The 21,275-nt window shown below is 38.5% G+C and carries 18 protein-coding genes and 1 other annotated feature; of the genes, 2 read left to right on the top strand and 16 right to left on the bottom strand.

Annotated features, from left to right (window positions below):
* Positions 1–126 precede the first annotated feature (126 nt).
* From metG to MKX65_RS01090, 4 genes are all read right to left on the bottom strand, one after another.
* Positions 127–1,746, bottom strand: a complete 1,620-nt coding sequence (gene metG, locus MKX65_RS01105) for a methionine--tRNA ligase (RefSeq protein ID WP_340901829.1) — start codon at positions 1,744–1,746, stop codon at positions 127–129.
* 53 nt (positions 1,747–1,799) lie between these two features.
* Positions 1,800–2,073, bottom strand: a binding site (T-box leader).
* Positions 2,074–2,319: 246 nt separating this feature from the next.
* Complete coding sequence (locus tag MKX65_RS01100) at positions 2,320–3,567, bottom strand: IS4 family transposase (protein WP_340901828.1); 1,248 nt, start codon at positions 3,565–3,567, stop codon at positions 2,320–2,322.
* A 452-nt stretch (positions 3,568–4,019) separates the two neighbouring features.
* Positions 4,020–5,741, bottom strand: coding sequence for an assimilatory sulfite reductase (NADPH) hemoprotein subunit (gene cysI, locus MKX65_RS01095; RefSeq protein WP_160549515.1), 1,722 nt, complete (start codon positions 5,739–5,741; stop codon positions 4,020–4,022).
* A gap of 24 nt (positions 5,742–5,765) precedes the next feature.
* Positions 5,766–7,592, bottom strand: coding sequence for an assimilatory sulfite reductase (NADPH) flavoprotein subunit (locus MKX65_RS01090; RefSeq protein ID WP_340901826.1), 1,827 nt, complete (start codon positions 7,590–7,592; stop codon positions 5,766–5,768).
* Positions 7,593–7,816: 224 nt separating this feature from the next.
* Between MKX65_RS01090 and MKX65_RS01085 the strand changes: the two genes are divergently transcribed.
* The gene (locus MKX65_RS01085) at positions 7,817–8,722 is read left to right on the top strand and encodes a LysR family transcriptional regulator (RefSeq protein ID WP_340901825.1); all 906 of its coding nucleotides are present in this window, start codon (positions 7,817–7,819) and stop codon (positions 8,720–8,722) included.
* A gap of 99 nt (positions 8,723–8,821) precedes the next feature.
* On the opposite strand, the gene MKX65_RS01080 is transcribed toward MKX65_RS01085, so the two are convergent.
* The 10 genes from MKX65_RS01080 to MKX65_RS01035 all read right to left on the bottom strand — a co-directional run bounded on the left by MKX65_RS01080 (position 8,822) and on the right by MKX65_RS01035 (position 16,869).
* Positions 8,822–9,598, bottom strand: coding sequence for a sulfite exporter TauE/SafE family protein (locus MKX65_RS01080; protein ID WP_340901824.1), 777 nt, complete (start codon positions 9,596–9,598; stop codon positions 8,822–8,824).
* Between the two features lie 85 nt (positions 9,599–9,683).
* Positions 9,684–9,911: a sulfurtransferase TusA family protein gene (locus MKX65_RS01075; protein ID WP_160549519.1), complete on the bottom strand. Its 228-nt coding sequence runs from the start codon at positions 9,909–9,911 to the stop codon at positions 9,684–9,686.
* A 23-nt stretch (positions 9,912–9,934) separates the two neighbouring features.
* A complete protein-coding gene (locus MKX65_RS01070; protein ID WP_340901823.1) occupies positions 9,935–11,062 on the bottom strand; it encodes an MBL fold metallo-hydrolase in 1,128 nt (375 codons plus the stop codon).
* A 44-nt stretch (positions 11,063–11,106) separates the two neighbouring features.
* Positions 11,107–11,682, bottom strand: a complete 576-nt coding sequence (locus tag MKX65_RS01065; protein ID WP_160549521.1) for a sulfurtransferase TusA family protein — start codon at positions 11,680–11,682, stop codon at positions 11,107–11,109.
* A 54-nt stretch (positions 11,683–11,736) separates the two neighbouring features.
* Positions 11,737–12,033 (bottom strand): rhodanese-like domain-containing protein, encoded by a 297-nt coding sequence (locus MKX65_RS01060; protein ID WP_340901822.1) that lies wholly within the window; start codon positions 12,031–12,033, stop codon positions 11,737–11,739.
* 66 nt (positions 12,034–12,099) lie between these two features.
* Positions 12,100–12,579, bottom strand: coding sequence for a DsrE/DsrF/DrsH-like family protein (locus tag MKX65_RS01055; protein WP_160549523.1), 480 nt, complete (start codon positions 12,577–12,579; stop codon positions 12,100–12,102).
* 151 nt (positions 12,580–12,730) lie between these two features.
* Positions 12,731–12,994, bottom strand: a complete 264-nt coding sequence (locus MKX65_RS01050) for a metal-sensitive transcriptional regulator (protein WP_160549524.1) — start codon at positions 12,992–12,994, stop codon at positions 12,731–12,733.
* A 177-nt stretch (positions 12,995–13,171) separates the two neighbouring features.
* Complete coding sequence (locus tag MKX65_RS01045) at positions 13,172–14,287, bottom strand: IS4 family transposase (protein WP_101730630.1); 1,116 nt, start codon at positions 14,285–14,287, stop codon at positions 13,172–13,174.
* Between the two features lie 118 nt (positions 14,288–14,405).
* Positions 14,406–14,756 (bottom strand): hypothetical protein, encoded by a 351-nt coding sequence (locus MKX65_RS01040; RefSeq protein ID WP_340901820.1) that lies wholly within the window; start codon positions 14,754–14,756, stop codon positions 14,406–14,408.
* 166 nt (positions 14,757–14,922) lie between these two features.
* The gene (locus MKX65_RS01035; RefSeq protein WP_340901819.1) at positions 14,923–16,869 is read right to left on the bottom strand and encodes a CoA-disulfide reductase; all 1,947 of its coding nucleotides are present in this window, start codon (positions 16,867–16,869) and stop codon (positions 14,923–14,925) included.
* 224 nt (positions 16,870–17,093) lie between these two features.
* Between MKX65_RS01035 and MKX65_RS01030 the strand changes: the two genes are divergently transcribed.
* Positions 17,094–18,005 carry a ferritin family protein gene (locus MKX65_RS01030; protein WP_340901818.1) on the top strand — a complete coding sequence of 304 codons (912 nt, stop codon included), beginning with the start codon at positions 17,094–17,096 and terminating at the stop codon, positions 18,003–18,005.
* A gap of 53 nt (positions 18,006–18,058) precedes the next feature.
* On the opposite strand, the gene MKX65_RS01025 is transcribed toward MKX65_RS01030, so the two are convergent.
* On the bottom strand, positions 18,059–18,859 hold the full coding sequence (locus MKX65_RS01025) for an HAD-IIB family hydrolase (protein WP_160549527.1): 801 nt from the start codon (positions 18,857–18,859) through the stop codon (positions 18,059–18,061).
* 230 nt (positions 18,860–19,089) lie between these two features.
* The gene (glmS, locus tag MKX65_RS01020) at positions 19,090–20,892 is read right to left on the bottom strand and encodes a glutamine--fructose-6-phosphate transaminase (isomerizing) (protein WP_340901817.1); all 1,803 of its coding nucleotides are present in this window, start codon (positions 20,890–20,892) and stop codon (positions 19,090–19,092) included.
* Between the last annotated feature and the right edge of the window lie 383 nt (positions 20,893–21,275).

Raw genomic sequence — 21,275 nt, 5'->3', positions numbered from 1 at the left:
TCTGCTTTCCTATTGCAAAAATTGCATTAATAATATCATTAACACAACTGATCTTGTTTAAACCCATATTTATTTTCACAGAAAAGAGACACCTTTATAGGTGCCACTTTTAAGATACTATTTCTTTCATTTAATCTGTGAGCGAAGTCTCTCTCCTTCTTCTGCAATCGCCCTTATGTCAATTCGCTCAAACAGTGGGTGAACATTTTCAATAATCAACGGCAAGTTAGTAATCACTTTCCAGGAGAATTGGGAATGATGGAGCATTTTTCTAACTTCCTCACTAGAATTCGGAAGAAAGGGATGAAGTAATTGGGCGAAATTTAGGATAAGAAACACACATGTGGCGATGGTTGCATCCCGCTGTTCTTCTTCCGCTCTCCATGGTTGCTGTTCATCAAAATACTTGTTTGCGTATCTTATGCACTCAAAAGTCTCTTCTAACGCTTGCTTTACTCTTGCTGCTTCAATGGCTTCCCCTACTTGCTGATAAAGTACTTCGACACGCTTTTGAATACTTGTATCAATTGCTGATTGAGGGACCTCTCCTGATAATTGATTTTGGATGAACTTTAAAGTGCGGTTTACAAAATTCCCATACGCCCCTAACAGTTCGCTGTTATGACTGTAAATAAACTCTCGCCAAGAGAAATCTGTATCACGGTTTTCTGGTGCATTGATGGTTAGAAAGTAGCGTATGGAGTCAGGATGATACCTTTCCAATAGATCCGGGATCCAAATAGCCCAGTTTTTGCTTGTTGAGATCTTCTTTTTTTCTAATGTGACGTACTCATTTGAGACGATATACTTCGGATAGGCCTCCAAGCCTGCCCCCATTTGGATTGCGGGCCAAATGATAGAATGGAAAGGGATATTGTCTTTTCCGTGCACATAGTAGCTACGGGCAGATTCCTTCCAGAAACCTTCTACCTCTCTTCCCTTCTCAATTGCCCACTGCTGACTTGCTGAGTAATATCCTGATACCGCTTCAATCCACACATAAATTTTCTTCTGTTCAAATCCTTTTATTGGAACCGACACACCAATGGGCAGGTCCCGAGTCGCCGGACGATCTTTCAGTCCTTCCTTTAAGTACCTCTCGGTTAATTGCAATGCATTTTCACGCCATACCCCTTCTCTATCCTTTTTGAGTTCTTCTATTCGGTGTTGAAGTTTACTTAATGCTAAGTAATAATGCTCCGTTTTCTTAATGACAGGTGATGAACCACATATTTTACAAGTCTTATGATAAAGCTCAACTGGATCTAGTATCGTAGAACAATAATCACATTGATCACCACGGGCATGTTCTCCACAGGTCGGGCAATTTCCTTCTACATAACGGTCAGGAAGAAACTGATCACAAGAATTACAATACACTTGATCGTTTTCTTTGGTATAAAGGAGACCATTATGATTAAGCTTTAAAAATAAGTCTTGGACCACACTAGCGTGGTGAGCAGTATCTGTACGTGTATAACAATCATAAGAGAATCCTAGTTTTGTAAAGCATTCAGTAAACTCTTGGTGATAACGGTTAGCTATCTCACTTACATCCACCCCATCTTGCATGGCACGAATCGCGATAGGTGTCCCGTTACAGTCACTTCCAGACACATATAAAACCTCTTCCCCTTTTAAACGGTAATATCTGGCCAGAACATCACCTGGCAGTAAGCTTGCTATATGACCAATATGCAGGGAACCATTTGCATAGGGCCAAGCACCCCCAATAAATACATTCATTCATGATTCCTCCTTTAAAAAAATAAAAAAAGCCCTGTCCGTATCTTAATAAAGATAAGGACAGGGCTTTACTCCCGTGGTACCACCTTAATTCACCAACAGCTTACACTGCTAGCCTCAGCAAGTACTAAAGTAGCTAAAACTCTACTCATATACCGTGACGTTGATAACGGGCGTCAACTCCCGACAACTCCTACTTCTGTACATGACAGGTTCAGTTCGCAGCTCCGAGGCCATTGTTCAAATGCGTATCCTTACTCCTTTTCAGCAACCGGAGCTCTCTGCAAAGAATCCCTACATTTTACTTTTCCTCTTCCACGCCTTTAATGATATTATAAACAAAATACATAAATGTAACAATATACCAATTTTTATTTATAAAACTAAAAAAGCAGGTTCAATCAGGCAAAAAATAAGGGGAGATTTTCCACTAGCATTGCAAAATTATCCACAAGAGTATGCCAGGGTTACTTTATATGTAATTTGAGTATAATTTTACCAGTTGGATTTCTTGTCCCAGAGCTAAAAAGTCAATGGGGTTGTAATTGAACCCAGTTATCCAAAAATTGGATATTATTTTCTTGGTGTCTTATATTTTGCCATCGAGCTAGTACTTACCCCCACTTGTTTTACAATGGCCACACCTGCATCATAAAGTTCTATTTCATTTGGCGGGTGCTGGCTCTTTTGTCTTCCTTTCGATGTTCTTTCAGGTAAACGGTGTAACTCATCAAGAAAACTTTTCCACGTCCTTTCGGCATGGATGCGGATAAGGGTGAGTACTTTCCAGGTGGTCTTCTTAGTTTTCTCAACTAACCTCACATATAAAGTGAGACAGTACGCCGTCATTGCAAAGAAAATCTGATTCCAAATTCCTTGGGGTTGGGTACTTTGTAGTTTAACTAGACGTAGATGTTGTTTCATCCACTTGAAAAACAGTTCAATGATCCAACGGTGCCGGTACAATTCGGTTACTTCTTCGGCTTTTAAATCCCAACGATTGGTTACGACACGGTACTCTTTCCCCTCTTCATCTGTGAATTCAACAAGACGAAGGGGCTGTTCCATGGATCTGAAGCTACTCCCCATGACGACTAAGGCATCTAGCTTAACCCTACTGTCATCAGGAACTTCATAGGATTTTATCATGTTCGCCTTATGCCCAGCTTGGATACGCATGGCGAATGGAATCCGGTTTTCCACCCAATGGTCCATTTTTTTGTAATCCACATAGCCACGGTCCATCACATGGGTCGCATGAGGATCTATCACGAGCTCAAGCATGACTTCACGATCATCCACATTACCTGTAGAAGGAATGACCATGTCTGGATAAGCTGTGCCGGGGTCCGTTACGACAATCCGAGTATGTAGCTTCACGCAATTACTATGTTTTGTAAAATACGTCCAGTTTCCTAGTGTGGGCCCAAGAAGCAGGGAAGAAGAATCTACGAGATGAAGACGACCCAAAGAAGGGATCCCTTTTCCTTTACTTGTTAGCTTATTCAATTGGGTAACAGCGGCAAGAAATAACTGCCGTGGTAGGATTGAAGGTAAAGCATTGACTCGACGACATAGTTGAGAAGCACTAATACTGGTAAGGCCAAACAGTTCCTCTGTACCTTCCATGGCACGAATACGCTCTTCTGTTTCCTCGTAGGATTTCCAATTTCCCAGTTGCATGGTGACACAAATCCTCATTAAATTAGCGGTGGTCAGTTTTTTTACGCCGTTGTCTAAGAACGAACCCTTAAATGTTTCAAAAGGCAAGAATGATAGGCATTTACTAAATACGGTCTGATTTGATATAATGTTATCCATGAAAGTCTCCTTTAGTAGCAGTCACGGATAACGTGGGTTCAACTTCTAGTTTAGGAGACTTTTTTGCTTTCGTCCATAAAAATAGCCCCCTATTAATCAATTAATAGGGGGTAATTTTTTGCCTGTGGATACATATGCAATGCTAGTGGAGATTTTCCGGGTATGCCATGAAAAATCCCCCTATTTTCACGTTTTCGAGTTTATAGGTGGAATTTCTCCGTTTATTTAAGCTACTTTTTATCGTATTTACTAATTAAGCGGAATTTCTCCGTTTATTTAAGCTACTTTTTATCTTATTTACTAATTAAGCGGAAATTCTCCGCCTATTTCTCAACTCGGGTCCTTAGCCCGATACCCCAACAGATAAGTGCTGACCCTCTTGTTCCTAGATATATATAAAACAAAAAAGACCCTTACTCTATCTCTCGATAGAATAAAGGTCTTTTTAAAAATTAAGCGTGAAAATTCGTTCCATCCGTTGTTGCTTCAATAATGCCGGCACGAATCACAAAGTCTCCAAAATGTTCCCCTTCGTTACGTTCCTTTGCATATCGAGGAAGAATGGAACCAAGCTCTCGAAGGATTTCTTCTTCTCCGATATTTTCACGGTACATCTTGCTTAAGCGGCTTCCATCAAAGGCAGCACCTAAATACATATTGTATTTTCCAGGGGCTTTACCGATAAACCCAATTTCACCTAAGGCATGCCTTGCACATCCGTTTGGACATCCAGTCATACGAATCGTAATTTCTTTATCTCTTAGCCCATTCTCTTCAACGATTTCTTCAATCTTATCGATAAGAGTTGGCAGATATCTCTCCGCTTCCGCCATGGCAAGTCCACAGGTTGGTAATGCTACACATGCGATTGAACTACGACGAATCGCTGAGTGATGTTTTCCATCTGTTAAATTGTATTTTTCAAGTAACTCAGTAATTTTTTTCTTTTTCTGAGCTGACACACTACCAATGATTAGGTTTTGATTGGCAGTCAAACGGAAATCTCCTGTATGAACCTTTGCGATTTCACGTAAGCCTGTTTTTAATGGATACCCGTCAAAGTCTGCAATACGTCCACCTTGAACAAATAATGTAAAGTGCCACTGCCCCTTTAAGCCTTTAACCCAGCCATAACGATCTCCATTATGATCAAATGAGTAAGGCTTTGCTTCTTCTAGCTTCCAACCCAGTCGGTTTTCTAGCTCATGCTTCACATTTTCTAATCCTAAACGATCCACTGTGTACTTAAATCGCGCATTCTTACGTACGGAACGGTTTCCATAGTCACGTTGGATGGTAATAACCTTTTCAGCCACATCGTATACTTGCTCAGGCTTACAGAAGCCGATCACTTTTGCAAGCTGTGGGTAAGTCGTCTTATCACCGTGAGACATACCCATTCCGCCACCAATTGCCACGTTAAATCCAACAAGCTTTCCATCTTCTACAATGGCAATATACCCTAGATCTTGTGAAAATACATCCACATCGTTCTCAGGCGGAATAGCCATACCGATTTTGAATTTACGAGGCAAGTAGAGTGGGCCATACATAGGCTCAACTTCTACATCAGGTGTTCCTGCCACTCTTTCTTCATCCAGCCAAATTTCATGATAGGCTCTTGTGCGAGGAAGTAAATCATCACTTAATTTCTTGCCCCACTCATACACCTCTGCATGTATTTCTGACTGATGTGGATTAGAAGTACTCATCACATTTCTATTTACATCTCCACATGCGGCAATTGTATCCATTAGAGCTTGATTAATACCTTGGATGGTACTTTTCATATTCCACTTTAAGATTCCATGGATTTGGAATGTTTGGCGAGTCGTTAATTTCAATGTACCATTTCCGTATTTTTCAGAAAGATCATCCATCACCAACCACTGTTCAGGTGTTGCTACACCGCCTGGTAGTCGAACACGAAGCATGAACTGATAAGCTGGTTCAAGCTTTTGCTTTTGTCGTTCTGCACGCACATCACGGTCATCCTGTAAATAGCTTCCATGATGCTTCATTAATCGGTTGTCATCCTCTGGAATACCTGCACTCATTCGATCAAGCATTACTTCTTTTAACGTTCCACGTAAGTAATCGCTTCTGTCTTTTATTCCCTCTACATCACTAGGAGGGCCTTCAGGCGCTTTTAAAATATCTTTCACTTCCACCATGCTAAAAACTCCTTTCACTCAAACTCAATATACGTCACGCTGGTATCGCTTTTCTTTTTGCATGGAAGCTAAATAGCTTTCTGCTTCTTCACGACCCATGCTGCCTTCTTTTTCGATAATAGTAATTAATGTTTGATGTACGTCATGTGCCATATGTTTCTCATCACCACAAATATATACGGCTGCTCCCTCTTGAAGCCAAGCAAATAATTCCTTGCTTTGTTCAAGCATACGGTGCTGAACATATACCTTTTCATTCGTATCTCTTGAAAAAGCTACATCCATCTTTGTTAGGACGCCATCCTTCAACCACTTTTGCCATTCGGTTTGATATAAGAAATCCGTTACAAAGTGCTGATCACCGAAGAACATCCATGACTTGCCCTCAGCACCCGCTTCTTCGCGCTCTTGCATAAATGAGCGGAATGGTGCAACACCTGTTCCTGGTCCTACCATAATAATTGGAGTTTCAGGGTTTTCAGGTAACTTAAAGTTTGGATTATGTTGGATAAAGATTGGTAGCGTATCTCCTGCTTGCAGGCGCTCTGCTGTTAGAATCGAGCATACACCTTTTCTTTCACGTCCGTGCGAATCATATCTGACTGCACCAATCGTCAAATGAACTTCATCTGGGTTTGCCGAAACACTACTTGCAATCGAGTATAAACGTGCAGGAAGCTTTCTTAAGATAGAAACAATTTCCTGCGCAGTAGCTGTCCAAGGGGCAAAGTCTCGAAGCAAGTCAAGCAAATCGCGTCCTTGAATATACTCTCTTACTTTATCTGCATTTTCCGATTTCACTAGCTCCTGTAATTCCTGATTGACAGAAAGCTTGGCTGCCTGTTCCATTAACGGCTTCGTTAATACCGTAATTTCAAAGTTGGTAAGTAACGCGTCTTTTAGCGTTTTTACTTCCCCTTGTTTATTAACTGTCACTTTTTCATCTGCATTCCAGTTCATTTCAGCAAGGATCTGCTCCACAAGCTCCGGATCGTTTTCTGGATATATTCCTAGACTGTCACCTGGCTCATATGTTAATCCTGAACCTTCAAGCGATAACTCAAGATGACGTGTTTCTTTATTGGATCCACGACCATTTAAATTTAAGTTTTCTAGGACTTCAGCACGAAAAGGATTGGTTCTAGAATAAATAGATTCTTCTGAAGCAACTTGTACCGCTGCACCTGCCGCCTGTGCTTGGCTTGCCGTAGTTCCAGCCTGACCTAGAGCCGATAGTACATTCTCAATCCATTCAGAAGCGGGTTCATCAAAATCTAAATCACAGTCTACTCTTTCAGTTAATGGCTTTCCACCTAACTCCTTAAGGCGCTCATCAAATTCTTTTCCTGTTTGACAGAAGAATTCGTACGAGCTATCCCCTAACGATAGAACCGCATAATTGAGCTCCTCAAGCTTTGGAGCACGCTTTGAGTGTAAGTACTCATGGAAAGATAAGGCATTATCTGGTGGTTCACCCTCACCATGTGTACTTGCTACTATTAATAGGTTTTGTAATTTCTTTAAATTATTTGGCTTAAAATCACTCATGGATGAAACTGTTACTTGAAAACCATTGCTTTCAAGTGTTTTACCTGCTTTTGTAGCAAGTCGTTGTGCATTTCCTGTTTGTGAACCAAAAAGGATAGTTACTTCTTTCGACACCGGCTTAGAAGCCTCAACTAATGGAGCTACAGAAACCGATTCTGAAATCGTAGTTGCTGGTGCTGATTGAATAGCTGCTAAATATCCACTAAGCCAAACCTTCTGTGATTCAGTTAATGATGGCAGTATTTTGTTAAGAAGCTCTGCCTGCTCCTGACTAAACGGGCTGTTCATAACCTGAAGTTGCAACGAAATCCACCTCACAAAAAATAAATAGACTAAATTCCCCAAATTTCGCAAAATTATTATACGTGTTATTATATCTTAATTATTCCAATAAGTTAAGTCGGTTTTATTAATTATAACCGATAATTCTCTTCTATGATAACTACTTTACCTTATGTTTGGCTATTGGTAAAATACATATAACTGATGATAATTATTAATATTTCTAATAACAAGGAGGGGAATGTATGTATTTTGATGAGTTAAAAACCTTTGTTACTCTAGTGGAAGTAAAAAACTTCACCAAAACAGCCGAACTCCTTCTCATGTCACAACCTAGTGTTAGTTTACATATTAAAAATTTAGAAAACGAGTTTCAAACGAAACTATTCATACGTTCTCCAAAACAACTAAAAATCACTCCTTCTGGAGAGATTTTGTATGATCGATCCAAACAGTTAATAAGCATGTACGAGCAGACCAAACAAGATATCCTCGACTTGCATTCATCTGTTAGAGGATCCTTGAAAATCGGGGCAAGCTTTACCATCGGGGAATATATTTTACCTTCTCTTCTCTTTGACATCCAAAAAGAACATCAGGCACTTGAACTTGAAGTGGTGATTGGGAATACGAAGGAAATTGTTCTATCCGTTAAAAGGCATGAAGTGGATATTGGTCTAATTGAAGGACAAACCAACGAAAAAGAACTATCTGTCCACCCATTCTTAAAGGACGAGCTTTTTGTTGTATCTTCCGCTACACATCCTCTTGCCATAATGAATAGAGACATATTCATCTCCGATCTTCAAAACCAATTATGGGTGACGAGAGAGGTGGGGTCAGGTACTCGGGAATACTTAAACCACGTGATCCGTTCGAATGGGTTAAAGGTAAAATCCCTACTATCTATCAGCAGCAATCAAGGAATTAAAGAAACTATAAGTAAGGGCATGGGTCTTTCACTTTTATCAAACAGCGTTATCCATAAAGAGGTTAAAAATGGAGAATTAGCCATCATTCGCATTAAAGATTTTCAATTCCCTAGAACGCTGTCGTATGTCTACTCTCCTACTATGAAAACGAAAAAGAACGTGGAGCTATTTATTACGAGCCTTCAAGAAATGTGGCCATACCGTTCTGAATCGATTTAAGTATAGCTCGCTCCTTTATCCTTTCTTTTCTTGTTAAAATTCAAGAAGGTCATCACTGATGGCCTTCTCATATTAAAGTTCTTCTATATGTTATCAAACTTACAATATATCCATCCAAATCTTTATCGCAGTTGCTAAAATCAAAAGTGCTAGGACTACTTGGAGAATCTTTGTGTTAACCTTTTTCCCTGCCATCGCCCCTAGTGGCGAGGCAATTAAACTAGCTATGACCATGATTAAAGATGGCCATAATTCTACTTGTCCCGTTGTTATTTTTCCAACAGTCGCACCGATAGAGGAGATAAATGTGATAGCAAGTGAGGAGGCAATGGTCATACGAGTTGGAATTTTTAATACAACAAGCATGATTGGTACTAAAAGAAAAGCACCAGCAGCTCCGACAATTCCAGAACCTATCCCAACGATAAATGCAAGGACTGCTGCGAGCCATTTATTGAATGTCACTTGATCTAATGGAAGATCATCTAAACCTTTTTTAGGAATGAACATCATCACAGCTGCAATCAATGCTAAAATACCGTATATGAGATTAATTCCACCTTCACTCATGAGCTTTGAACCAAAGCCCCCAATAAAGCTACCAACTAAAATACTTGCTCCCATATAAATGATGAGCTTTTTATTTAAAAAGCCACCCTTTCGGTAAGCCCAAACCCCACCGATCGTAGCAAAAAACACCTGAACAGCACTTATTCCTGATACTTCGTGAGCACTAAAAGCCGCTAAACCGAATAAAGGTGGAATGTATAATAGCATCGGATACTTAATGATTGAACCGCCAATTCCAAGCATTCCGGAAATATATGAACCAATAAAACCAATTAAAAAGATGGTGATTATAAATCCTACATCCATCGTTTTTTCCCCCTTTGAAAAAGCAAAAGCGCCTATTATGACGCTATTTTTAGAAAAAGGGAACCCTATCTGGTCCCCTTATAAATCAGCCTTTTTTAATCCAAAATTTTAATACCGCATTATCTTCTTCGTGTTTAATTAATTCATGACCACCTGATTTTGCCCATGCAGCTAGGTCACTTTTTGCCCCTTTATCGGTTGCATGAATTTCTAACACTTGCCCACTTTCTAACTCATTCATTGCTTTCTTTGTTTTTACGATCGGCATTGGACAAGCCAGCCCTTTTGCATCTAATACTTTATTTGATTCCATTTTATTTCCTCCTAGTATTGTTTTTATCGAACCGCACATCGGTTTGGTCCGATTTCCATTTCACGTTGTTGCTCTTCGTCTGGAGTGATTTTCCCCATATTTGTTTCACGAATTTGTTGGTATGCATTCGGTTGTGGTGGAAGGTTTTCCGTTACCACTCTTCTAAATTCATCTTCGTCTGCAATATTTAAACCGTGGTTTTTCTTAAAAAGTGTACCTAGCTTTTCTGACACACTTCCATCTTCATTTAACTCATCAATGATCATAAAGTGAGCTGGAAGTACGATTAACTTCTCAGATAGCTCTCTGTAACGCTTGTATAGACTTTCACGTAAGTCTCCCACCCAATCCTGTGCTAGTCCAGCTAAATCTGGTCTTCCAATCGAATCGATGAACAAGATATCTCCTGAAAGTAAGAACTTTTCATCCACAATAAAGGAAGTAGATCCGATTGTGTGTCCTGGTGAATACAATGCATGAATATTGATTTTCACATTTCCAATTTCTACATCTTTGCCGTCTTCTAATGGTTGGTACGTAAATGTCACTTCTGTTGCATCCTTTGGTGGTAACCAGTATGTTGCATTTGTTTTTTCAGCGATCACTCTTCCACCAGAAATATGGTCGGCATGAAGGTGAGTATCAAATACATGAGTGATCTTTGCTCCGATCGAGTTGGCAAAATCAAGGTACGTATCCGTCATACGAGTAGAGTCGATGATAGCTGCTTCGCCATTTGAAACAACCATGTATGATAAACAGCCTTTTCCAATACGAACGAACTGATAAATTTCACCACCGTCTTTTAAATCCCCCACCTTAACGGGTTCTAGGTGTTCACTCCATGCTTTCATCCCACCAGCTAGATAAGACACCGTACGTCCTGCTTCAGAAAGCATGTCAGCTACCATGATAGATGATCCTTCCTTGGCACAAACGACTAATACCTCTTTATCCGTTGGTACTTGATCAAGGATTTCCTCTATCCCATCTAATAGATCGAAGTACGGTACATTTAGATATTCAAAATTTTCGCCATCAATTTTCCAATCTTGAAATGCCTCTTCATTACGTACATCTAAAATGAAGAATGCTTCTTTATTAAATACTTTCTTCGTCACTTCTTTTGCCGTCATTGCTTGAACAGTCATTACTTTTACCCCCTAGAGTATAATTAATTCTAAAATTTTTTTCCTTAATGGTTGATACGATCCGTTGTTCCAGTCCATTGACTCATACCTGGAATAACATTCCATACGTTAGAAAATCCGTTCTCAGCTAGTTTCTGAGCAGCAAGATCACTACGGCTACCTGTACGGCATACAATATAGATGGCTTGATCTTGGTTTAATTCATTCATACGAGCTTCTAACTCACCAAGTGGAATAGAGATCGCATTCGGAATATGGTTAAATGCATATTCTGCCGTTTCTCTTACATCTAAAACCATCATGTTTTCATTTGCTTCAAGCTTCGACTGTAATTCTTCGTTTGTCACTACGTTTGGATGTTTTCTTTCGATCGTTTCATCGCTTGATGACTTTCTTAGATAGTGCTTTAAGACATTTCCTTCTTCCAAAGTACCTAGATATTGATGTCCTGTACTTTCAGCCCATGCTTTAATATCTGCTTTTGATCCCTTATCTGTTGCTTGGACTTCCAATACTTGCCCTGCTTCTAATCCAGTCATTGCTTTTTTCGTTTTAACAATCGGCATTGGACATGCTAGTCCCTTTGCATCAAGAGTAACGTTTGCTTTTAAGTTATCCATAAGTTACCTCCATTACTTTTATACCATACAGGGTATATTTTATTTTAAAATTTTTTATTCTGTTTTACCTTCCCAAGAAAGCATACCACCAGTCATATTAATGACGTTGTATCCATAGCTTTCAAGAAATTGTGAAGCACTACCACTTCTACCACCAGAACGACAAACCATGATATATTCCTTTGATTTATCTAACTCATGCATGCGGAACTCAATAAGTCCTAATGGAATATTTACTGCCCCAGGAATTTTCCCAGCGGCTACCTCATCTCCTTCACGCACATCGATAATGTCTATTGCTGTTCCTTCGTTTAATAGTGTTTCTACTTCTTTTGCGGTCATTGCTTTCATTGTTGATTCCTCCTATATCTTATGACCAGACGCTCATGCCGCCTTGGCAAAATCCCTTATCTTTTATTAAATAAATAGATTCACATTCCCATCTTCTGCATCCGCCAAATAAGCAGCTACACCCGCATATTCTACATTTTCAAGAAGCTCTTCTTCTTTAAGACCTAACAGATCCATTGTCATCGTACATGCCACTAATTTTACGTCTTGTTCTTGTGCCATTTCGATTAACTGAGGTAGGGACATCGCGTTGTGTTTTTTCATAACACCTTTAATCATTTTTGGTCCCATTCCTGCAAAGTGCATTTTAGATAATCCCATCTTATCTGCGCCTCTTGGCATCATTTTTTCAAACATCTTTTCCATAAATCCTTTTTTCACCATCATGTTTTCCTCTTTACGTAAAGCATTTAAGCCCCAAAACGTATGAAAAATGGTTACTTCATGATCATAAGCTGCTGCACCATTTGCGATAATATAAGCAGCCATCGCTTTATCGTAATCTCCACTAAATAACACAATTGTAGTTTTTTTCTTTTCTGACATTATCCTGTTACCTCCTAGATTTTCTATATAATTTATTTACATATACCTATATAGGTATATTATAATTTAAAAAAATATAAGTTGTTTTAAATCTCCAACTTACCCCTATGGGTATAATATAAATGAATGTCTCCATGGTGTCAATCCTTTTTTATCTACTTTTTACAAGCAAATTAACCGCTTCTTTAATCAGATCTTCTGCATTTGATTCTTCATTTTCATTAGCTTTTTGTACACAGTCAACTAAATTTGAACCTACAATTACACCTATTGTACGATCAACAGCCGTTCGAACAGCTGATAATTGTGTAATTACTTCTTTACAGTCCTTATTTTCATCCATCATTCGTAAAATCCCTCTAAGCTGTCCTTCTATACGCTTTACTCTATTTTGAATTTGAGTATTGTATTCCATATCCTTGCCTCCTTTTAACAAAGATTTTTTCACTAGTGTTGCATAAATAATTTCGTAATTTTCAGTTTAATTATATTCTCTATTTAGAGCCAAAAAAGTAAATACCCAACAAAGGTGGCTCCATCCATTTGGAAATTTATTTACAATTAGACCTGTGTGACGACGACAACTTTCTTATCAAGGAATGGCTTTTCCTTCAATTTTTCGGAGCCAAATATGGGCTGGTTTCCAAAGGGCAGCCCGTAGATAACGGCTAATTTTTAAGGTTTTTCGCTTACTATTTGTCTCAAGTTGAACAAGAACATGTAGGCAAAAAACGATAAGTGCGATAAACACTTGATTTTGAATGGCCCATTCGCTTTGTCCGTAGAACTTTTTGATGCTAAGGTGCTGTTTGATCCATTTAAAAAACAACTCAATGGCCCACCTTGATTTATACATCTCTGAAATTTCTTCAGCGTTCAAATCAAAGCGATTGGTGATTAAATGGAGTTCATTTCCTTTGGAATCAAGCACTTTTAGAAGGCGAAAGTAATTTTCAGCACGGTTTTGGGTTGTACCAATCAGGACCATTTGATCTGATAAAACAGCGGAATCCTCGGGTAGTTTAAAATCATAAACCTCCCGTATAACGGCGTTTTTTCTTAGCCTTGATAGAAAAAAGTAACCATCATCTGTCATGCGATCAAAGCGCTCGTAGTCTAGATAGCCACGGTCAAACACATACATGCATTCCTTGTCATCGACCATGATTTCAAGTTGACCACGATCATGTTCGTTTGCCGTTGTTATGACTGCTTTTTCGGGATAGGACGCACCTTTTTCCATAAACACAAGGCGTAGATGCAACTTCACACCGGCTTTTGTCTTACGGAACTTTGCCCATTTATGATTGGTCAAATTAAGTGGCAATGTGCTTGAATCAATGATTTTTAACGGCATGACCAGTTTCGTATAGTGTGTCTTGGCATGAATTTGTACGACCAAATCAAGGAAAAGCCTTTGAAATAGATCTGGGTTCATGCCATTTAATCGCCGTGACAGCTGAGAAATACTGATCGAATCAAGGTCAATCCCTTTTTGAAGTTGGTCATCGAATAGACAATCACCTAGCGCATGCAGGCTTTCGATTTCTTCTAGCTGGGCAAAAAGTAGTAATTTTAGGAAAGACTCTGTCGTTAATTTTTTCGTATAGTAATCTAATTTCATCGTTTTCACCTGTTCTTCAAATAATTGAATATTAATTGGTGAAAACCATTGTCCAAATGAAGTTTTTCGTGTAATCTTGTCCATGAGATGTGTCCTTTTTAGTGGATTTGGACGGGTTACCACCTGACTTATCCATTATAAAGGACTTTTTCTTTGCACAATATAATAAAGTTGAACATTTTGAGTATTTTTAATAGTGAAATTAAATTAATGCAACACTAGTGAGATTTTTTATATTTAGTTGATCCTCTTTCAATAGTTTTGATTGATGACCAGCAAGGGTATATCCAATTACTTGAAATCCTTTCCTACGTAAAAGACGAATACCCACATTTCTTTCTAGATTGTTTGAAGCAATAATATATAGTTTACGATTGGGTATGTCCGTGCTAAATCTATTAAGATAAGCAACAGGTATATTTACTGAACCCGGTATAGAGAATTTACTCGATTGATTATAATCTCTTAAATCAATAATAGTGGATTTTGTTTCGATCTCTTCTCTCGGAATATAAACTACAGAGTAAACCGGAAAATACCTTTCAAATAACACATATCCAATCACTAACAGTAGAATGGTTACAAAAGCAATCTGAAATACCTCCTTAGGTGTTTGTCGATATGTACATATTATACCCCATTGGGTATAAAGTCAATCAGGGAATTTTTACCACATGAAAAACGCACGACTCCTGTATTTGAGTCATGCGTTTATTAACCTATTTCTTTTTAATCCAAAACTTAATGAGCTTATCATCTTGCTCCGTTTTTAGAATGGTGTGACCAGCATTTTTTGACCAAGCAGGTAAATCATTTAATGCTCCTTTATCTGTTACATGAAGCTCTAGCACCTGGCCACTTACTAATACCTCTATTCCTTTTTTTAGCTTTACGATAGGCATGGGACACGTTAAACCACTAACATCTACCAATGAATCCACCTGTAAGTCTTTGGAACGTTCTTCGATAACTGTTTCTCCAAGATCGTTCGTTTTTGTTTCAACTTGTTTAGCTATGTTGCTTCCAAATACGGAAGAATAGGTCTTCCAGCCACCATCCACATTCTTTACATTGAATCCGTTATTTTTTAGAATTCGGCTTGCTAAATACCCTCTTAACCCTACCTGACAGCTTACATATATGGTTTGATCTTTAGGAATTTCATCTAATTTATTTCTGAGTTCATTTAGCGAAATATTAATTGAACCTTCAATAAAACCAAATTCACGTTCCATTGGTTCGCGAACGTCAATTAGTAAGCCACCTTCAGAAACGATTTGGTCTACTTCATGCCACTGAATATGTTCTAATTCATCCTCCATAAGATTTGTTGCTACATAACCTGCCATATTGACTGGATCTTTAGCAGAGGAATACGGTGGAGCGTATGACAGTTCTAAGTTTGTTAAGTCTTCAACCGTTAGTCCACCTTTAATCGCTGTAGCAATAACGTCCATTCGTTTATCAACCCCATCTGCTCCAACCGCTTGTGCACCAAAGATTTTTCCTGTTTCCTTGTCAAAAATCAACTTTAGAGACATGGGTACAGCTCCTGGATAGTAGCCAGCATGTGAGCTTGGGTGAAGATGAACCACTTCGTAAGATACCCCTAGTTGTTTTAGTGTTTTTTCATTGTTCCCAGTAGCGGCAACCGTTAAATCAAATACCTTTGCAATAGAAGTACCCATCGTTCCTTGGTATTTCTCTTTTTTCCCCATGATATTATTAGCAGCGATCCGCCCTTGACGGTTTGCAGGACCAGCAAGTGGAATCATTGCCTTTGTACCGCTAATATAATCGACTACCTCTACTGCATCTCCCACTGCGTAAATATCCTCAATTGACGTTTGAAGATACTCATTCACCATAATACCTCCACGCTGTCCTATTTCAAGACCAGCTGATTTGGCCAACTCATTTTCAGGAATGACACCGATAGACAGAATGGTCATATCTGTAGAAATTTCCAAACCATCTGAGAGGATGATGTTCTTTCCTTGATCTTCAAACGCTTTTACCCCATTTTCTAGAATAAGTTGAACTCCTTTTTCTTTTAAATGAGCATGTAAAATACTCGCCATTTCAAAATCGATTGGTGCCAGAATTTGATTAGCCATTTCAATTAGTGTTACTTCAATTCCTCGATCTACTAGGTTTTCTGCCATTTCGATACCAATAAAGCCACCACCTATAACAACCGCCTTTTTAGGTTGTACGGTATCTACATAGTTTTTTATTTTATCCGTATCTGGAATATTTCTTAAAGTAAATAAAGTCTCATTTTCCTTTAATCCTGGAATCGGTGGCACGATGGGTCTAGCCCCAGGAGATAATAATAACTTATCAAAGGACTCTTCATAAACTTCCCCATTTTGAAGATTCTTTATGGTCACCCGTTTGTTATCCGGATCAACGCTCACTACTTCACTTAAGTTACGAATATCGAGCTTAAAGCGTTCTGACATACCCTCGACAGTTTGTACTAACAACTTGCTTCTATCCTTGATCGTTTCCCCGATATAATAAGGTAATCCACAGTTTGCAAATGAAATATGCTCCCCACGTTCGAAAAGAACGATTTCTACATCTTCACTAATTCTTCTTAATCTTGCTGCTGCCGTTGCTCCCCCAGCTACTCCGCCTACGATAACCACTTTCTGTGTCATATCTATTCCTCCAACAAAGAATTTTTATATATGAAAAACTAACTTTATAACTAGGTTTCAGGCAATACCATATACCTATATGGGTATTATAGTATATAAAAAAATAAAGTAAACCCCTTTGGGTATGAGTTCACTCTTTCTTCACAATTACTCCCTGTTAGGCACCTATCCAATATATGAGCATATGATAAGTTGAAAAATTACCCTAGGGGGTGGATTCTTGCATGCACTATTTCTATAATAATTATCCCTTTTATCATACTTATCTAAGAAATACTTTTGATGTCAGTTTAATAACCGATATTCAAAAAGCGATCAACGGGGAATATGGAGCCATTGAATGTTATGAACAATTATCTAGAATGGCCAAATCTCAGGTTGAAAAAGATCAGATTCTTGAAATACGTCAGGATGAGATACGTCACTTTGAGGAGTTCAGTAGAATATATAGAGAGCTAACGGGCAGACAACCGGTTGCTGAAAACATTGAAAAGTGTCCTGACCAGTATCAAGAGGGTGTAGAGTTTGCTTTTAGAGATGAACAAGAAACCGTAGACTTTTACCTAGACATTGCAGATAAGTCACAAAATCCTGTTATTAAAGAGACCTTTCGTCGCGCTGCTGCTGATGAGCAAAATCATGCCGTATGGTTTTTATACTTTCTATTAAATAAACAAATGATTCCAACCGCTAGTCGCCAGCCTACTAATTACGGAGCTAAAGGTGCATTAAATGCTACCAGTTTAACCCTACCCCAGATGCTAACCTTCGCACTTCAAGATGAACACTTGGCTCAATCTAGGTATAAAAATGTACTCCAAACTTTTGGAGACATTCGTACATTTGCACAAATCAAAGAAGCAGAATTAAGACATATCTATGCACTATTACCTCTTTTTGAAAAATATCAAGTCACAATTCCAGAAGATATATCACAATCGTTCGTCAAAACACCGGGAAGTGTAAAGGCCGCTTTTGCCGCTAGTGTAGAAGCAGAAGTTGACAATATAGCTATGTATGAAAAGTTCCTAGCATATGAACTTCCAAATGATATTAGTATGGTGTTCACTCAATTACGAAATGCATCCAAAAATCATCTTGCGGCATTTGAAAGAGGGCTTGAAAGAAATAGGTAAAAATCTTCAGGACAAAAAAAGTCGGAAACAAATCCGACTTTCTTTTTCTTCCATTATCTTTGTAATGATAATATCTCAATGATGGTTTTCATCACAGCGTCATCTTGATTGGAACGTGTGATAAAATTAGCCGCGTCTTTTAATTCTTGAACAGCATTTCTTACAGCAAAGCTATAGGTAGCTCGAGTCATTAGTTCTAAATCATTATAGCCATCGCCGAATGCCATCGTTTCTTCTGGCGTCACATTCAATAAGCGCTGTAAGTGTTCAACCGTAGTACCTTTATGAACATTCACATTGGCAATGTCGATCCATGCTGCTTCAGATGCGACAATATAGGCTGACTCAAAAAATGGTGATAGTTTTTCTCTTGTTTCCATACATCTTAACAAGGGATCATGAATCGTGATCTTAACAAAATCCTCTGTTAGTTCATTAAAATCAGATACTTGTTTTACATGCGCATAGGATCTTCTGACAATAGCCGATTCCCCTTGAGGAATGTTATCTTTTATTACCGCACCATTTCTCGTACAAGCAATAATCGTATGTTCTGTACTAATTTCCTCCAGTAAACGAATAATTGCCAAACCTAATTTATTACTTAACAGAGATTCATAAACAAATTCTCCATTATGCTTAATTCGAGTTGCACTATCACCTAGAATCCACAAATCTTCGGTATCCACACCAAATAACTCTTCTACACGTTCACATTGCTTACCAGTAACGGGAGCAAATACTACTCCTTTTTCTTTCATGATCTTCTTTACATCCTGGTACAGTTCTCTATTAAAATCACCACTATTATTTAAGAACGTTCCATCCATATCAGTTAACACTAATTTAATCATTATGGTTCCCCCATTATTTCTACTTCGTGACTTATTAAACTTCTTTAATAAGTGATGTGAATAATATATCATATGAGATCTTATAGAGAGTATAAAAATGAGATAAACAGTTATTAATAATGATGAATGATAAACGTTACAACCATGTAACACAGCGTTACATAGTAAGAATGAAAAATATGCAAAAAAAGACACAACCCTTTAAAGGATTGTGCCTTACTAGACAAGTTTTACTCAACCGTTACTGATTTGGCAAGGTTTCTTGGCTTATCTACGTCACACTCACGGTGTAGTGCTGCATAGTAAGCGATCAGCTGGGTTGGAATAACAGAGACTAAAGGTGTTAAAATTTCGTGTACTTCTGGAATAACAAATCGATCTTCTTCCATTTCTAAGCCTTTCATGGAAATGATACATGGGTTTGCTCCACGAGCTACTACCTCTTTCACATTTCCGCGAATGCTTAGGTTCACACTTTCTTGAGTTGCTAGAGCGATGATTGGAGTACCATCTTCAATTAAAGCAATCGTTCCATGCTTTAATTCTCCACCTGCAAAGCCCTCCGCTTGAATATAAGAGATTTCTTTCAGCTTTAGTGAAGCTTCAAGAACTACATAAAAGTCGATTCCACGGCCAATAAAGAACGCATTTCTAGTGGTTGATAAATACTCACGTGCAATGGCTTCAAACTCATCTTTAGAATCACATAGTACCTCGATGGCATTTGCTACGATTCCTAGCTCATGAATTAAATCAAAGTTCACTTCAAGTCCACGTTTTTTCGCTATTACTTCTGACAAGATAGAAAGAACCGCAATTTGTGCCGTGTAGGCTTTCGTAGATGCAACCGCAATTTCAGGACCAGCATGAAGCAGGAGTGTATAATCGGCTTCACGTGATAATGTTGAACCTGGTACATTCGTTACAGTTAACGTCTTATAACCAAGCTTTTTCACATGAACTAACACCTGACGGCTATCTGCAGTCTCACCACTTTGAGAGATAAAAATAAATAATGGATTTGCTGATAATAATGGTGTATTATAAGCAAACTCACTTGCAATATGAACCTCAACTGGAATGTGAGCAATTTTTTCAATTAATTGCTTCCCAACAAGTCCTGCGTGATAAGAAGTTCCAGCCGCAATGATATACACTCGATCAGACTGATCCACTGCATCCACAATGTCTTGGTCAATCACAAGCTGACCTGATTCATTTTGGTACTGTTGAATAATTTTACGAATAACAGCTGGCTGCTCATCAATTTCCTTCAACATGTAGTGAGCATAGGTGCCTTTTTCAATATCACTTGCATCAAGCTCTGCTGTATAAGGCGCACGAGTAATGGTTTCACCTTCAAGGTTTTGAATGGTTACTTCATCTTTCGTAACAATGACTACTTCTTTATCCATTAGTTCTACATATTGGTTAGTCACTTGAAGCATCGCCATTGCGTCACTAGCCACTACATTGAACCCGTCTCCAAGACCAACTAAAAGAGGACTTTTGTTTTTCGCAACAAAAATCGTCTCATTGTTTTGAGAGTCAAGCAAGGCAAGGGCATATGAACCCTTCAAAAGTTTCAATGTTTTACGGAATGCTGCTTCTACTTCAAGACCTTCACTCACGAATAAATCGATTAATTGAACGATAACTTCTGTATCTGTGTCACTCTCAAAGTGAACATTTTGTAGATACTCTTTCTTCAACAAGTCATAGTTCTCAATAACTCCATTATGAACAAGTGTTAAACGAGTCGTAGAACTTTGATGTGGATGGGCATTCACTTTGCTTGGCACCCCGTGTGTTGCCCAGCGAGTGTGACCAATACCTGTATTTGCCATTACACCTAAGTCGACAATTTCACGTAAGTCTGCAATACGACCCTTTTCCTTAAACACGTGAACGCCTGTATCATTCATTACTGCAATACCAGCAGAATCATAACCTCTATATTCAAGCTTTTCTAGCCCTTTTAATAAAATTTCCTTTGAGTCATTATTACCGATATATCCAACGATTCCACACATAAGTGTAATTCCTCCTAATTTACGGAGGCAAGTTGCTAACGAGGGCAGACTTGCCCCCTAGTCTCTGTGATATTTATTGTTAGCATTTATTGATTTAAGCATTCTTTTTCCCTTTGTCCATCGGGTTACCCCAATGATTTTTAGAAAAAGCATACGATTGTGCTTAACAATCGGGAGGCATCCGCCGAAAAATCGATAAACCTCCTCCTCGTCAACTAGCCGCTCTTCGTCCATTAGCTAGTTCAGGCGCTTTAAGTTTTTATATTTTTTACCTCTATCCTCCTTCCGACTTCTTTACAAAATCAGGATAATCATACAATATGGATAGGCCTTCGTCAACAAAAATCTATGTGACATAAAGTATCCCATATATAAAAAATATG

The organism is Robertmurraya sp. FSL R5-0851 (assembly GCF_038002965.1).
GTDB lineage: Bacteria > Bacillota > Bacilli > Bacillales > Cytobacillaceae > Robertmurraya_A > Robertmurraya_A beringensis.
This window is presented reverse-complemented; position numbering and strand designations above follow the sequence as displayed.